Annotated in this window: 12 protein-coding genes; 10 read left to right on the forward strand and 2 right to left on the reverse strand. The window is 47.9% G+C overall.

The genetic code is table 11. From position 1 onward, the window contains the following. Positions 1-73: 73 nt before the first annotated feature. From AC58UX_RS18630 to AC58UX_RS18645, 4 genes are all read left to right on the forward strand, one after another. Complete coding sequence (locus tag AC58UX_RS18630; RefSeq protein ID WP_497255379.1) at positions 74-262, forward strand: hypothetical protein; 189 nt, start codon at positions 74-76, stop codon at positions 260-262. Between the two features lie 81 nt (positions 263-343). After that, on the forward strand, positions 344-2,017 hold the full coding sequence (locus AC58UX_RS18635; protein ID WP_497255944.1) for a DNA repair helicase XPB: 1,674 nt from the start codon (positions 344-346) through the stop codon (positions 2,015-2,017). Positions 2,018-2,030: 13 nt separating this feature from the next. Then, positions 2,031-4,067 carry a helicase-associated domain-containing protein gene (locus AC58UX_RS18640; RefSeq protein ID WP_497255381.1) on the forward strand — a complete coding sequence of 679 codons (2,037 nt, stop codon included), beginning with the start codon at positions 2,031-2,033 and terminating at the stop codon, positions 4,065-4,067. A gap of 62 nt (positions 4,068-4,129) precedes the next feature. Next, a complete protein-coding gene (locus AC58UX_RS18645) occupies positions 4,130-4,567 on the forward strand; it encodes a YlbF/YmcA family competence regulator (RefSeq protein WP_497255383.1) in 438 nt (145 codons plus the stop codon). Between the two features lie 6 nt (positions 4,568-4,573). Here the strand turns inward: AC58UX_RS18645 and AC58UX_RS18650 are convergent, their stop codons facing one another. Beyond that, positions 4,574-5,578, reverse strand: coding sequence for an asparaginase (locus tag AC58UX_RS18650; RefSeq protein ID WP_497255385.1), 1,005 nt, complete (start codon positions 5,576-5,578; stop codon positions 4,574-4,576). Positions 5,579-5,625: 47 nt separating this feature from the next. Between AC58UX_RS18650 and AC58UX_RS18655 the strand changes: the two genes are divergently transcribed. The 5 genes from AC58UX_RS18655 (at position 5,626) to galU (ending at position 9,349) form a co-directional block, all read left to right on the forward strand. After that, positions 5,626-5,889, forward strand: coding sequence for a YlbG family protein (locus AC58UX_RS18655; protein WP_056612401.1), 264 nt, complete (start codon positions 5,626-5,628; stop codon positions 5,887-5,889). Between the two features lie 267 nt (positions 5,890-6,156). Beyond that, positions 6,157-6,594 carry a hypothetical protein gene (locus tag AC58UX_RS18660; RefSeq protein WP_497255387.1) on the forward strand — a complete coding sequence of 146 codons (438 nt, stop codon included), beginning with the start codon at positions 6,157-6,159 and terminating at the stop codon, positions 6,592-6,594. A 111-nt stretch (positions 6,595-6,705) separates the two neighbouring features. After that, positions 6,706-7,617, forward strand: a complete 912-nt coding sequence (locus AC58UX_RS18665; protein ID WP_497255389.1) for a selenium metabolism-associated LysR family transcriptional regulator — start codon at positions 6,706-6,708, stop codon at positions 7,615-7,617. Between the two features lie 20 nt (positions 7,618-7,637). Beyond that, complete coding sequence (locus AC58UX_RS18670; RefSeq protein ID WP_497255391.1) at positions 7,638-8,474, forward strand: PHP domain-containing protein; 837 nt, start codon at positions 7,638-7,640, stop codon at positions 8,472-8,474. Beyond that, complete coding sequence (gene galU / locus AC58UX_RS18675; protein ID WP_497255393.1) at positions 8,471-9,349, forward strand: UTP--glucose-1-phosphate uridylyltransferase GalU; 879 nt, start codon at positions 8,471-8,473, stop codon at positions 9,347-9,349. Before AC58UX_RS18670 ends, galU begins: the two co-directional genes overlap by 4 nt. Before the next feature lie 69 nt (positions 9,350-9,418). On the opposite strand, the gene AC58UX_RS18680 is transcribed toward galU, so the two are convergent. Beyond that, positions 9,419-11,179, reverse strand: coding sequence for an Rqc2 family fibronectin-binding protein (locus AC58UX_RS18680; protein WP_497255394.1), 1,761 nt, complete (start codon positions 11,177-11,179; stop codon positions 9,419-9,421). Positions 11,180-11,448: 269 nt separating this feature from the next. On the opposite strand from AC58UX_RS18680, the gene AC58UX_RS18685 reads away from it, so the two are divergent. Beyond that, positions 11,449-14,262, forward strand: coding sequence for a calcium-translocating P-type ATPase, SERCA-type (locus AC58UX_RS18685; RefSeq protein WP_497255396.1), 2,814 nt, complete (start codon positions 11,449-11,451; stop codon positions 14,260-14,262). Positions 14,263-14,379 lie beyond the last annotated feature (117 nt).

A 14,379-nucleotide genomic window follows, 5' to 3' on the forward strand; every position in this document is an offset into this window, starting at 1 on the left:
ATTTTTTATAGATAACTGTGGTACTTCTTACCATGTTAAAATCAATTCCAACCAAAGGATGGGGGGAATTACCATGTGGAACTTATACGAGATAGAGAAAAGATTCGAGGCTCATGTGAAAGAGGTTGAAGAGCGCTCGAGGAAAGCACATTGGTACACGAAAGTCGAGAAAAAGGGGGTTCGTCCTCGCGGAATCGTTCGATGGCTGCCCCTTGGTGCCGTCTTGGTCATCGGGTATGTTACACTGCGTGAACTCTTTTGAGATACGTTAGCATGGAGACCATGTTTAAATCAAGTACTTTCCCTTCATACTAAGGAAAAAGGAGGGAATACGCTTTTGACTATGGATCCTTCAAGACCTCTGATCATTCAGAACGATTTATCTATCCTCCTCGAGACGAAGCATCCTGAATTTGAACAGCTCCAGGGCAAGCTGGCTCGTTTTGCAGATCTAGTTAAAAGCCCGGAGCATCTTCATACGTATCGGGTTACACCGTTGTCCTTATGGAATGCAGCTGCAGCAGGGATGGGCTTGGATGAAATGACAACTTGCTTACAGCAAAATGCCAAATTTGGCGTTCCTTCCACTGTGCTTAGCACGATTCGTAAATATACGAAGCGCTATGGACTCCTGCGCATGGTGCATGTGGGGAGCGAGCTCTTCTTGGTTAGTGAGGATACTGTCGTATTCAAAGAAATTTGTGCCTATGAATCTTTACAAAAATATCTTACAGACACCCGTGGTGAACGGGCTATTGCTATATCACCGAGTTACCGCGGCATTCTGAAGCAAGAATTGATAAAGCTTGGCTATCCGGTGGAGGATATGGCGCAGTATCGCAGCGGTGAATTTCTGAAGATTCCATGGCGAGAGGAAGAGGAGTCGGAAGAGCCGTTCCAATTGCGTGATTATCAAAAGCAAGCGGTAGACGCATTTCAGCAGGTTGGTCACGGGGGGAGCGGTGTTTTGGTGCTTCCGTGCGGAGCGGGAAAGACGGTAGTGGGTATTGCGGCTATGACGAAAGCAAGCTGCGCGACATTAATTCTTACCTCGAACGTGACATCCGTGAAGCAATGGAAACGCGAAATCCTGAACAAAACGGGCCTAACGAGTGATCAGGTAGGTGAGTACAATGGCACCACGAAGGAAATTAAACCTGTCACGATTGCGACATACCAAATTCTCACGCATCGCGGGAGCAAGGATGCCGATTTCTCGCATTTGCGAATATTTAGCGAGAGGGAATGGGGCCTCATCATTTATGATGAGGTTCACCTGTTGCCTGCGCCTGTTTTTCGTGCAACGGCTGAGATTCAAGCTACACGCAGGTTAGGTTTAACGGCGACGCTGATTAGAGAAGATGGCTTAGAGGGGGATGTATTTTCCTTAGTTGGGCCCAAAAAATATGACATGGCGTGGAAGCAGCTAGAAACGATGGGGTGGCTCGCCAAGGTTACTTGTCAAGAAGTGCGTGTGCCTTTGTCCACAGCGGATCGTGATCTTTACAGTGCTTCAAGCGCTAGGCATCAATTCCGAATTGCTGGGGAAAATGTGGCGAAGCTGGATGTGATTGATCATTTATTGGAGCTTCATTCGGATGAACCAACGCTAATAATCGGTCAGTACATCGATCAATTGGAACAAATCGCAATCCATACCGGCGCACCGATGATATGCGGCAGCATCCCGCATGAGCGCCGTGAGGAGCTCTATGAGCTTTTCAAAAAGGGGCACCTGCCGCTGCTCATCGTGTCGAAGGTGGCGAACTTCGCTGTGGATCTCCCGGATGCTGCGATCGCGATTCAGGTCTCAGGCAGCTACGGTTCCAGGCAAGAAGAAGCACAGCGACTCGGACGCATCCTCCGTCCAAAGCGAAATGGCGACAACATCGCCGTCTTCTATTCACTCGTTAGCTCCGACACGAAGGAACAGGATTTTGCGATGAAGAGGCAATTATTTCTCGTGGAGCAAGGCTACCAGTACGAGATTACTAGCTGGAATCAACCGGTCAGATGAAGGGAGATTGGGTATGAAGTACGATCAGGTGGAAAGGAAAATGCCACTTTCGTTAAAGGAGCTGATTCTAAGACAACCTTGGTGCGCTGCATCTCACGCGTCTAGAGAGTCATTAGGAGAGGTGCTCACGCGACCACATCACCTAATTGAACTTTACAGTGAGCTTTCTTCCGATGAGAGGCGTACGCTGCGGCTTGTAATGTCGACGTTTGGTTGTCTTCCATTTACCAGCGAGCGGTTGGAGAAGGAAGCGACGATTCACATGTCTGGTGCCCAAGTAAGCTTGGGGCTGTGGGGACTGCGTCGATACGGTATCATTGTTGCTTTTCGCAAATCGTGGGGGGAACAACTTTTTGTTATGCCAGAGGATGCGTTTGCGGGTTGGCAGCGTATCCTATTTCCTGCTGATTTGAAGCCTCTTTCGGAGCTGGAAAGTCATCTCGATGTGGAATCAAACGATACAGACGATACAGATGAAGAGATCCAAGTGAATCCCAGAGGATTAGCGCAGCAATTAATTCATTTTATGGTCAATTGCTCGCGGCAGTCGGATCTTTCTCTCACGAATAAAGGAACCTTACATAAGAAGCAATTACAAAAGCTTACTGAACATGTGAGTTTGCCGAAAGCCATTATCACAATGGCTGGGCTAACTTACGCATTTACGGACACATATGACGAACCTGCCGCGCTGATACTTGAAATGGCGATCCGGATGGGCTTTCTCATGAAAAATGAAGCGGGCAGCAGCTTTCTGATCAATCATGGCAACTTGCATACTTGGCTTCAAGGCTCATATGAGCACCAGCAAACGCAGCTGTACCGCATTTGGCGGCAAGCGATTGTACCCGCGCCAGTTTGGTTAGAGCATGGGATTTCGTTCATGGAGCGAGGTGCTATTTCGCAATGGTACAGCTTAGATGAGCTGGTACAAGCTATTCAATCCTGCTGCTCAATCGCTCGTAAACTGACGGGGCAGGAGGATTTACGCCAGGAATTGTTCGCAGCTTGGATCAAGCCATTGACTACGTTTCGCTTCATCGAGGTGGCTCGAGATCAAGAGGGTCAGCTCTGGTTCAAATGGCTCGTCCATCCGCAATCAAATGTTGAGATGCCGTCAAGCTTGCATGATGATGCATCACACCAAGCTGAGCCTTCACTCTACGTTCAGCCAGATTTCGAAATCCTGCTTCCTCCGGATGCCTCTCTTCTTCTAGAGTGGCATATTGCCGCGTTTGCTGACCTTCAGCAAGCTGACCTTGTAAGAACTTATCGGTTGACGAAGATAAGCTTTCAACGAGCGTTAGACCATAAGCTGAAGAGCGCAGATGTGATTCAACTTTTGCATGCGAATGCTTATTATGAAGTTCCTGAGCAGGTAGTCATAGCCTTAACCGAATGGGAGGCGCAGAAAGATAAGCTTTACATCGAGGATGTTACGCTGCTTCGCTGTCAAAATATCGATGTGGCGGAAGCTTTACTTCGAAACGAAAAGTGCAGCAGCTTGCTCGGGGATCGCATAGGTGGAACCAATTTTATTATTTCTCGCGAGCATGTGAAACATTTGACCAAATGCTTGGAAGCCATGGGCTTTCATCCCAATCGCAGCCTTCCCTCCCCGGTTGCTCAGGACGAGGGAATAGAGCCTGTACATGTGGCAGCCATAGGCCTATGTTATTCCAGAGATACCATTCAGCTCTATGAAGTTGATCCTCATCTGCCGGAGCGAGCTGACTTATATCCGGATATGCAGCAAATCCCTATGAGTTGGATTAAGGAGCTTCGAGACTATCACGCTTCTACAAGGAAAGATATGATTCGTAAAGCCATTGAGTGGAAAAGTGTGCTGCAGCTCAGGAAAGAAGGACGTGACTGTTTCATTATTCCGCGGATGCTGCGGGAAGATCGAACAGGTTGGATTCTAGAAGGTTGGGAAGAATATCAGGAGATATCTTGGCCAAGCGAGGACTGGAAGGAGATGAAGCTCATTTTACCAGGAATCAATGATGGGTGTGCGCGAGAAAAGGAAGAAACTCTTGGCGAACTGTGATATGATAGAAGTGTTATAGATTTTTCGAGAGGAAGGATGGTATTGCCGTAATGTTACAAACAATGGAAACAGAAACACTGGATATGTCTGCTATCCTGATGCAAGCCTATGACATGGGTGACATGATTAATTCTTCTGCCGAAGTTGCAGATTATTTATATTGGAAGACTGCGGTTGAGAACAGTAAGGAAGTTAAAGATTTACAAGCGGTGTTTGCTAGGAAAAAAGATGCCTTTGCTGAATGCGAGCGTTTCGGGCATTACCATCCAAGCTATCATGATGCGCTAGCCGCTGTGAATGAAGTGCAAGAGAAGCTCTATGCCGTTGAGGCAGTTCGCAAATATAAAGAAGCTGAGGATCGCTTGGACGACTTGCTATACACCGTCTCTACGACGATTGCTCATGCGGTTTCGGATTCCATCAAGGTGCCAAGCAACAATCCCTTGCCAACCGGCAAAGGCTGCAGCTCCGGTGGAAGCTGCAGCGGGAATTGCGGTTAATGTGACTCACAGGCAGAAATCGGGGCGGATGCGTCCGACCTCGGTTCCTTGCCAGTTCTGAACGGGCGGCATATGGAAAGCTGCAAGCTCGCTAATCTCGTCTTCGGAGAGATAGCCTAGCTGCTTCAGCGCCTCCATGACCGCGGGATACAAGGCACGGATATTGCCGTCTTCTATTTTTAATACGAAGCCAAGGGCTTGGTCTGGTATCGAAATGGCAAAAATTCCTTCGGCACCCATTTTACCGATGATTCGCCCCTTTGTTACCTCGATGAGTTGCGTATCGAAGCGGTCGTTCCCTGCGAGGTATTGAGGATATTTTCGCACAGCATCGACAATTCTCTGGCAAGCGTTTGCACGCTCTGCAGATAGCCCCTCGGGGCTTCCTAAACGGGCAAAAGCGAGCGCGAGGCGGTCGATTGGCATTCCGAATACAGGCACGCCACAGCCGTCGATTCCCAGCTCCATTTGCTCCTTTGGCACACCTGCCATGGCGCTTACGGCATCCAACATTAATTGTTGAACAGGATGCTCCGGGCTCATGTAGGTGTCCGGCGAGGCGCCTAGATGGCTGCTGAGGGATAGCATACCCGAGTGTTTGCCCGAGCAATTATTATGCAAGGTCGAAGGGGATTCGCCCCGTTCGCGCATCGCCTGCGCGGTTGGCGCGTGGTAAGGCTCGTGCGCACCGCACTGCAGGTGCTTGGCATGGTAACCTAACTTGCCCAGGATGCCGCGGGCCGTGCTCACATGCTCAGCTTCCCCATTGTGGGAAGCGCAGCATAAGGCAATTTCGGCCTCGGTCAGGCCGAAACGATCAGCAGCGCCGGACTCAATGACCGGCAACGCTTGAATTAGCTTCGCCGTCGAGCGGGCGAAAGTGAGCAGGTGAGGATCGCCTGCGCGATGCAGGAGCGTTCCTCGGGTGTCCACGACAGCAAGGTGGACGCGATGTATACTTTCAGTTATATTTCCGCGGTATACGCGGACAATGTTATCTGATGGCTTCATGTTGTGAGATCACTCCATACTAGGATTATTGAAAAGAGGTTGCAATCATGATGATTGAGCGTAGCGGGTTAATCATTTGGGTAAACGATATCAAAGCCGCCAGAAATTTGGAGCGGTTTGGTTCCCTACATTACATATCCAAAAAAATGAATTATGCTGTACTTTATATACATGCCAGCAAATTGGAAGAGACAACACGCAGCCTGCTTAAGCTGCCGTATGTCAAAAAGGTAGAGAAATCGTACCGCAACGAAATTAAAACGGAATATAGTAGTGATGTGCCTGACAAAACTAGATTTTACACGCTTTGAGGCTGCAGTGCAAAATGAAAGCTTCGCGAGAAGCTTTTTTATTTTTTTAAGTCGTATTTGAACGTGTTCAAGCTGTCCTGAACGGCATTTGTAGAAGTTTTCACAATTTTCCGAAAATTAGGCATAGTTTTTTGTCTTCATAAATACTTATTAATAATTTTATATATTCTTCCATGGGAAAAAAAGTTATAATACAGTAAAATATAACTTACATAACATCAGGGAGTAGGTAATAGGTCCCATTTAAATAGGAAAGGAGATGTGATCATGAAAGATAAGGTGATGGGGAGATGGAGTACTTACGAACCATTTTTCGTACAGCTAGGTGATAAGAAAGTGGCGGATATCGTGATCACGAATCATGCAAAGCTGAGATGGAGTGATCGTATTTCAAGCGATAACAATTCACTCGAAGAAATTTGCGCTTTTCTTTGGGAGAAGCTTAAAAATGATAGCATGGTCCCTTACTACCGGAATGAAGAAGACGTGTATCTCATTGACGATGATTTGGTTGTTGTGGCCGAATTTTCACATTTAGAGCATGAGACAGATCTCATAGGCAATCCTCTGCATAAAATGATTATCGTTACCTTTCTTGGCAAAATGTCAGAAACGATGGAGCTGCGCGATCTAAAGTCGTACTATTCCTGGTTAAGGCATTCGCGCCGTATGACTTTGATTAAGAATAGTCGCAAGCGTCGCTAATCAAGTAATTGATCAGAGTATGTCTGGGGCAGACATACTCTTTTTTGGCGTGTTGATGGACTGTCATGGCTGGATTTCATATAATGGTAGCAGAGAGAGAGGCGGTATATCATGGCACTTAATTTTCATCAATTACATATTTTCTATACCGTTGCGGAAAAAGGCAGTTTCTCACACGCAGCCGCTGCTTTACATATGACACAGCCTGCGGTCACGATGCAGGTACAGTCGCTTGAGGATTATTTCGGTGTGAAGCTTTTTCATCGCAGCACGAAGAAGATCGAATTGTCTGAGGCAGGGCGAGCTTTGCTGCCATTTGCAAAAAATAGCATTGAGCTTATTCGCGACACCGATGTCGCGATGTCGAAATTTACGATGATGATTGAAGGGCGGCTTCAATTAGGCGCCAGCTTAACGATGGGAGAGTATATCCTGCCTCGTCTGTTGGGACCTTTCAGCAAAGATTACCCCAATATTTCCGTATCGATGAAGGTGATGAACACGGCGCAGATTTTGGACGAGGTGCTTAGCCATCAACTCAATTTCGGTCTTGTTGAAGCACCGATTCATCATCCGGACGTGCACACGGAAGCGATTCTTAGCGATGAGCTGCGCCTTATTGTACCTTCAGATCATCCGCTTGCGGATGTTGAAGTGGTCACATTGGAGGAGCTCTTGAAGTACCCTTTTGTGCTGCGTGAGCAAGGTTCGGGTACTAGGCGGGTTATGGAGGAAGAATTTGCTCGCTGCAACATGGATTGTTCCTCAATGAAGATCGTGATGGAGCTTGGAAGTACAGGGGCCATTAAATCAGCTGTTGAAGCGGGTCTCGGTATTTCCATTCTTTCGCAATCATCCGTTAAGCATGAGGTGACACTAGGTTTATTTAAAGTGAAAAAAATCGAAAATATCGTATTTGAGCGCAGCTTCTATGCGATTTATTTAAATTCGACCTTGCTGCCTATTTCAGCCGTTAGCTTTATGACGTTCTTGCGTCAAGAAGATTTAAGCCGTTTTTTATAAAAGGAGGAGTTGGATTGCGTATGGAAGCAGACTTACATTCACATACAACGGCCTCAGATGGGACGCAATCGCCTAGAGCGAACGTACAGATGGCTTTGGACGCTGGTTTGGGGGCTATTGCGATCACGGATCACGACACGATCTCCGGGGTAGCAGAAGCGCTTGAAGCGGGTTCAGAGCTGGGCATTGTAGTTGTGCCTGGGGTGGAAATTTCAACGGTTGCGAATGGACAAGACATTCACATTCTCGGCTATTTCATCAATATTGAGGACGAACAATTCCTACAGCGCTTGGCCTCATTGCGAGACACGCGGGATACGCGTAACGAAATGATCATCGCGCGGTTACAGGAGCTGGGCATCGAGATTACGATGGAGGAAGTTCTCAAAGAAGTAGCGAATATTAAGCGTAAAGGGGATACGGTGGGACGCCCCCACATTGCGGCGGTGCTTTTAAATAAGGGCTATGTGAGCACGATTACTGAAGCGTTCGATCGTTATTTGGCTTCAGGAGCGGCAGCGTACGCTAATCCGCCTCGCATTCAGCCTGCTACAGCGATTACATGGATTCATGAGGCTGGAGGCCGAGCGGTGCTTGCGCATCCAGGCATTTATCATGATGATGCGCTGGTTGAGGCGATCACTTTACAAGGACTAGACGGCATTGAAGTGTATCATGCGGATCATTCAGCCGAAGACGAAGAGAGATACAGGGAGCTTGCTCAGCGCAAGGGGCTCCTAATGACAGCAGGCTCTGACTTCCATGGTGTTCGAGATGGCATTGCTTTTCATTCAGCGATTGGTTCGAGACGAATCGGGATGGATGTACTAGCACATTTGAAGGAGGAGCAAGTATGAAAAAAATTCGTAAAGCCATCATCCCCGCGGCAGGACTAGGTACGCGTTTCTTGCCTGCAACCAAAGCACAGCCGAAGGAAATGCTGCCGATCGTCGACAAACCCGCTATCCAGTATATCGTGGAGGAAGCGATTGAGTCCGGCATTGAGGATATTATCATTGTGACCGGGCGTAACAAGCGTGCGATTGAGGATCATTTTGATAAATCGGTTGAGCTGGAGATGATGCTTGAGGAAAAAGGTAGCACACAGCTTCTGGAGATTGTGCAGTCTGTCTCTAATTTGGCTGATGTGCATTACATCCGGCAGAAGCAGCCACTCGGCTTAGGTCATGCCATTCAGTGCGCACGCAAATTCATTGGGGATGAACCTTTCGCAGTTCTGCTCGGCGATGATATTCTCCAATCTTCTCCTCCTGGACTTAAGCAAATGATTGATATTTATGAGCAAACGGAAACTTCGGTAATCGCTGTACAAGAGGTGCCTTGGGCCGATGTTAGCAAGTACGGTATTATCTCTCCCGCGGCGAGCCGTGATCATTATCGTTTGATTGAGGATCTGGTAGAAAAGCCTGATCGTGATCAGGCGCCATCGAATTTGGCGGTGATCGGGCGTTACATTATTATGCCGGAAATTTTCCGCATTTTAGAACGTCAAGAACCTGGACGCGGCGGCGAGATTCAATTAACGGACGCGTTGCGCGTTTTGAATAAGGAGCAGCAGATGGCTGCGTATCTTATGCAGGCGAAGCGGTATGACGTTGGGGACAAGCTGGGGTATATTGAAGCTACGATTGAGCTAGCTTTACAGCGTCCGGACCTGCAAGAGCAAGTAAAGGCCTATATCCTTTCATTAACGAAGCAATGGGACATGTAAGTAGCCATAAATAATGTGAAAAACCTATCGAGAGATCTTCTGATCCAACTCGATAGGTTTTTTGTATGTTCACTTAATCGTGACTTTCAATTGTTTAATTTCTTCTTCTTCCGGCGTCACATAAAGTGTCTTCTGATTCACGTAAATCACAAATCCAGGCTTGGAGCCGTTGGGCTTATGGACATGCTTGATGGTCGTGTAATCCACCGGGACTTGACTCGAATTTTTGGCTTGACTGAAGTAAGCAGCTAACTGCGCAGCTTCGAGCAAGGTGGTGTCACTGTATTCACCGCGTATGACGACGTGGGAACCAGGAATATCCTTCGTGTGTAGCCAAGTATCCGTTGAGGAGGCAAGACGGTTCGTCAGATACTCGTTTTGCGTATTATTTTTCCCAACATAGATAGGAACGCCCTCCGTGGACTCGTAACACGCTAATGCTGGCTTATCTTTTTTCTTTTTCTTGCGCTGCTTCTTGTTGCGGTCACGCACATAGCCTTGCTCCATAAGCTCGTCACGAATCTCTTCGATATCCGGCAGGGAGGCCACGCTCAACTGTTGGAGCAGGGTCGTCAGATAGGTGATTTCTTGATGCGTTTGGGCAATTTGCTCCTCGACGATCACCGTGCTGTTTTTTAATTTGCTGTATTTTTTAAAATAACGCTGTGCGTTTTCCGCTGGGCCAAGGAGCGGGTCTAAGGCGATGGTGATCATCGCTTGATCCTCATCATAATAATTGATGGCTTGGACCTGCTTGTCGCCTTTCTTAATCGTATGTAGCGAGGCGGTCAATAGCTCCCCGAGAATCCGAAATTTATCCGCGTCTTTAGCGTCTTCGACGGTATCTTGAAGTTTTTCCAGTTTTTTAACATTTTTGTTCACTTCATTTTGTAAAAATTTCAATAAATCCGATACACGCTGTTTAACCGTATCTCTTTCCGCTTTGTATCCATAGAACTGCTCCAAACACGCGCTTGGCGTCGGATAAGACTTCGAAGTACCGATGATGTGCGTGAGGGGTGTCATTGCGAAAAACAGCTTGCCCGTCTTTTCTTGCTCTACAATAACCGGTTCATAGCGATCCTCGCGCATGGCGGTCATGACTTCGCTGAACGATGGCCAAAGGGATGAGCTGTCTACAGCTGTACTTCCTTGCTTGCTGCGATACACAATTTCCTTAGCGATCAAGGGGCTAAGTCCGCTGAATGCCGCAACCAATTGCTGCTCAGGTGTGATCTGGGAGGCTGCATCGGCTTCCGATGCTGACTTCGTGCTCTCTAACGCATGCTGAAAGGCTTCGGCATCGATCTCTAGTGGATTTTGCTTATCCTGCTCGGGTGGCGTTACATATTTGCTGCCTGGCATGACGACGCGATAAGAGCTGATTGCTGGTGTGACATGATGAATGCCATCGACAATCGTATCTGTCGCAGGGTCGAGTAAGATGATGTTGCTGTGCCGTCCCATAATTTCAACAATTATATACTTAAGGGAAATGTCCCCTAGCTCGTCGCGATGACGAATCTGTAACCGAATAACCCGCTCCATGCCGATTTGCTCTACAGCTTCAATTACGCCATTCTCGCAATGCTTGCGAAGCAGCATACAGAACATAGGCGCATCCAGTGGATTCATCGTCACTTGTTCCGTCGTTTGAACCCGTGGGTAGGTGGGGTTGGCGGAAAGCAGCAGCTTGACATTCTGCCTTTGCGTGCGAATATGCAGCACAATATCATTTTCGCTTGGTTGGTGAATTTTATTAATGCGGCCTCCCACATACATTTGCAGTTCGTGAACTAATGCATGCAGGACGAGTCCGTCTAAAGCCATGATACATACAACTCCATTCTTTGATGCTTGCTGCCATTTGCAACTTGATCTTGTAACCAGTTCCGTAGCTGACAACTTTGCTAATCTCTATGATGCCATACTTTTCACAAAAACTTAAGGGGCTCAGGGCAGGAAAGATGATTTCAGGGATATTTTCCTGCTTGTCTGAATACAAATACGTATAAGCAAATGCTTCCGAAGCGAGTTTTTCTTCGAAAAACTTTAAAGTGTGAGACAAGATCAAGTGGATGTGGGAGGGAGAAGGGCGAATGAGTCAGAATAAGTGGTACCAGTTGAACTCGGAGGATGTCTTGCAATTGCAGCAGGTGGATATACAGCAAGGATTGCCCTGGGAAGAAGCTTGGAAACGGCAGGCGGAAGCAGGGCGAAACGAGCTCTCGGAGGGGCAGCGTGTATCGCCAATCACACTGCTTTTGAATCAATTTAAAGATTTCATGGTGCTGGTCCTATTGGGGGCGACTCTAATATCCGGCTTGCTAGGTGAATATCTAGATGCGATTACCATCGTCGTCATTATTGTGATGAATGGGATTTTGGGCTTTACCCAGGAGTTTCGAGCGGAACGTTCGCTGCGTGCCTTAAAAGAGCTGTCAGCGCCGAATGCGAATGTTTGGAGAGAAGGGGCCGTTCATCAAATTCCGGCTCGTGATCTGGTACCCGGTGATATCGTATTTCTGGAAAGCGGCGATAGAGTCCCTGCGGATGTGCGGTTTCTAGAAACGAACGGCGTGTATATTGAGGAGTCTGCGCTTACTGGCGAGTCGATTGCGGTCAGTAAAGTGACAACGACGATTCCATATGATGAAGTGCCGCTTGGTGATCAGCGCAATTTGGGCTTCATGGGCACGATGGTTTCTCGTGGTACAGCTAAGGCGGTTGTCGTCCGAATCGGGATGAACACCGAAATGGGTAAAATTGCGGATTTGATTCAAAATACAGAATCCATGGAAACTCCGCTGCAGCACCGTTTGGAGCAGTTGGGTAAGATTTTAATCATCGTCGCCATAGCATTGACTGTTCTTGTTGTAGTCGCAGGTATTATGCATGGACAACCACCGTACGCGATGTTCCTGGCTGGTGTCAGCTTAGCCGTTGCCGCGATTCCTGAAGGGCTCCCGGCGATTGTTACAATTGCGCTAGCGCTCGGTGTACAACGGATGATTAAACGGAAAGCGATCGTTAGAAAGCTGCCCTCCGTGGAGACTCTAGGGTGTGCATCCGTCATATGCTCAGACAAAACAGGTACGCTGACACAGAACAAGATGACCGTGACCCATTTGTGGATTGGCGGGGATGTGCTGGAGGTAACAGGGGATGGCTATGCGCCGGTCGGTAATATTTTGCTGGGCGGGCAGCATACGGATGTGCACAAGCATCCATCTCTCACGAAGCTGCTTCATGTATCCGCTCTTTGTAATAACGCAACGTTAATAGAAGAAAAACAAGAAACGAAGAGAAAGAAAGGCAAAGAAGGCGCTGATGGTTCTGCCTCGATTTGGAATATTAAAGGGGATCCGACAGAAGGGGCCTTAGTTGTTCTGAGTGCGAAGAGCGGAATTACACAAGATTCGTTGAGCGAAAAATATAAAAGAATCGCAGAGTTTCCTTTTGACTCGGAGCGTAAACGGATGTCTGTACTCGTGTCCTCCGAGAATGGCCGTATGGCTTGTACAAAAGGGGCGCCAGATGTCCTGTTGCAGCATTGCAGCTACATTTTATGGGACGGTAAAGTCATTCCATTCACATCCACACTGAAGCAAAAGGTGATCTCGGCCAATGAAGGCATGGCCAAATCAGCGCTTCGCGTACTGGGTATCGCGTATAAAGAGCTTAAAGTCAGCGATCGGTTTGATGATTATGAGGACGTCGAAAATGGCTTAGTCTTTGTAGGTTTAACAGGAATGATCGATCCTCCGCGCAAAGAAGTGCGGGAAGCAATCTCCAAATGCCGCAAAGCCGGCATCAAAACGGTAATGATCACAGGTGATCATCAAACGACAGCTGAAGCGATTGCGAAGCAGCTGGGTATGATTCCTACCAATGGTGTCTCCATGAGCGGTCAGCAGATTGGTCAGTTGTCTGATGATGAGCTCGACGCTAAAGTCAACGATACCTACGTTTATGCTAGGGTATCCCCTGAGCATAAGCTTAGAATCGTTAAATCGCTGCAGCGCAATGGTCACGTAGTTGCTATGACAGGCGATGGGGTCAACGATGCACCTGCGATTAAGGCGGCTGATATCGGTATTGCAATGGGAATTACGGGCACCGATGTATCTAAAGAGGCATCATCTTTAATTCTTAGTGATGATAATTTCTCGACGATCGTTGCGGCGATTGAAGAGGGGCGCAGCATTTATGAAAATATTCGCAAATTCATTCGTTATCTGCTTGCATCTAACGTTGGCGAGATCATGACGATGTTCATTGCTATGATGGCAGGTCTGCCGCTGCCGCTCGTGCCGATACAGATTCTATGGGTGAACTTAGTCACCGATGGTCTGCCAGCAATGGCGCTCGGCGTAGATCAAGCCGAAAAAGACTTAATGCAGCATAGGCCGCGTTCGGCGAAGGAAAGTATTTTTGCTAGACGGTTAGGTTGGAAAATTATTTCCCGCGGTATGCTCATCGGGGTGTGTACATTAGGTGCCTTCTGGCTCATATTACGCGTGAATCCGTCGGATGCAGAAACGTTATTGAAAGCACAAAGTGTCGCGTTTGCAACCTTGGTTATGGCCCAGCTCATCCATGTTTTCGATTGCCGCAGCTCACGCTCCATTTTCCACCGCAATCCTTTGCAAAATAAGTATTTAGTTTTGGCTGTTTTGTCATCGCTGATTTTGATGCTCGGCGTTATGTATGTCGAAGCTCTCCAACCAATCTTTAAAACCGTTCCGCTCGGCTGGAAGGACTGGATTCTCGTTCTCATTGCTGCAGGTATTCCGACCTTCTTCATGGGACTCGGCAGCGTGTTGTCGCCTAAACGTTCCAAAGGTTCAAAAGGCTCGAGAGGCTCAAGCGCCTCCGTGTATAATAAATCTTCGAAACCTAGCTTTAGATAGGTGAGGAGGAGTGGGGAGGCTGCCGTGAGGCAGCTTTTTCTGTTTGGGTGAAGGGGGCGGTTGGTGCTCTAACTCGAACACGGAACTGGCCCTCGAACCCCGAACCCCGAACCCCGA

This window comes from Paenibacillus sp. J22P90 (assembly GCF_059692195.1).

Bases quoted from the DNA above. Each gene is read 5' to 3' on its own strand.
- AC58UX_RS18630 (WP_497255379.1), top strand. From the start codon at position 74: ATGTGGAACTTATACGAGATAGAGAAAAGATTCGAGGCTCATGTGAAA.
- AC58UX_RS18635 (WP_497255944.1), top strand. From the start codon at position 344: ATGGATCCTTCAAGACCTCTGATCATTCAGAACGATTTATCTATCCTC.
- AC58UX_RS18640 (WP_497255381.1), top strand. From the start codon at position 2,031: ATGAAGTACGATCAGGTGGAAAGGAAAATGCCACTTTCGTTAAAGGAG.
- AC58UX_RS18645 (WP_497255383.1), top strand. From the start codon at position 4,130: ATGGAAACAGAAACACTGGATATGTCTGCTATCCTGATGCAAGCCTAT.
- AC58UX_RS18650 (WP_497255385.1), bottom strand. From the start codon at position 5,578: ATGAAGCCATCAGATAACATTGTCCGCGTATACCGCGGAAATATAACT.
- AC58UX_RS18655 (WP_056612401.1), top strand. From the start codon at position 5,626: ATGATGATTGAGCGTAGCGGGTTAATCATTTGGGTAAACGATATCAAA.
- AC58UX_RS18660 (WP_497255387.1), top strand. From the start codon at position 6,157: ATGAAAGATAAGGTGATGGGGAGATGGAGTACTTACGAACCATTTTTC.
- AC58UX_RS18665 (WP_497255389.1), top strand. From the start codon at position 6,706: ATGGCACTTAATTTTCATCAATTACATATTTTCTATACCGTTGCGGAA.
- AC58UX_RS18670 (WP_497255391.1), top strand. From the start codon at position 7,638: ATGGAAGCAGACTTACATTCACATACAACGGCCTCAGATGGGACGCAA.
- galU (WP_497255393.1), top strand. From the start codon at position 8,471: ATGAAAAAAATTCGTAAAGCCATCATCCCCGCGGCAGGACTAGGTACG.
- AC58UX_RS18680 (WP_497255394.1), bottom strand. From the start codon at position 11,179: ATGGCTTTAGACGGACTCGTCCTGCATGCATTAGTTCACGAACTGCAA.
- AC58UX_RS18685 (WP_497255396.1), top strand. From the start codon at position 11,449: ATGAGTCAGAATAAGTGGTACCAGTTGAACTCGGAGGATGTCTTGCAA.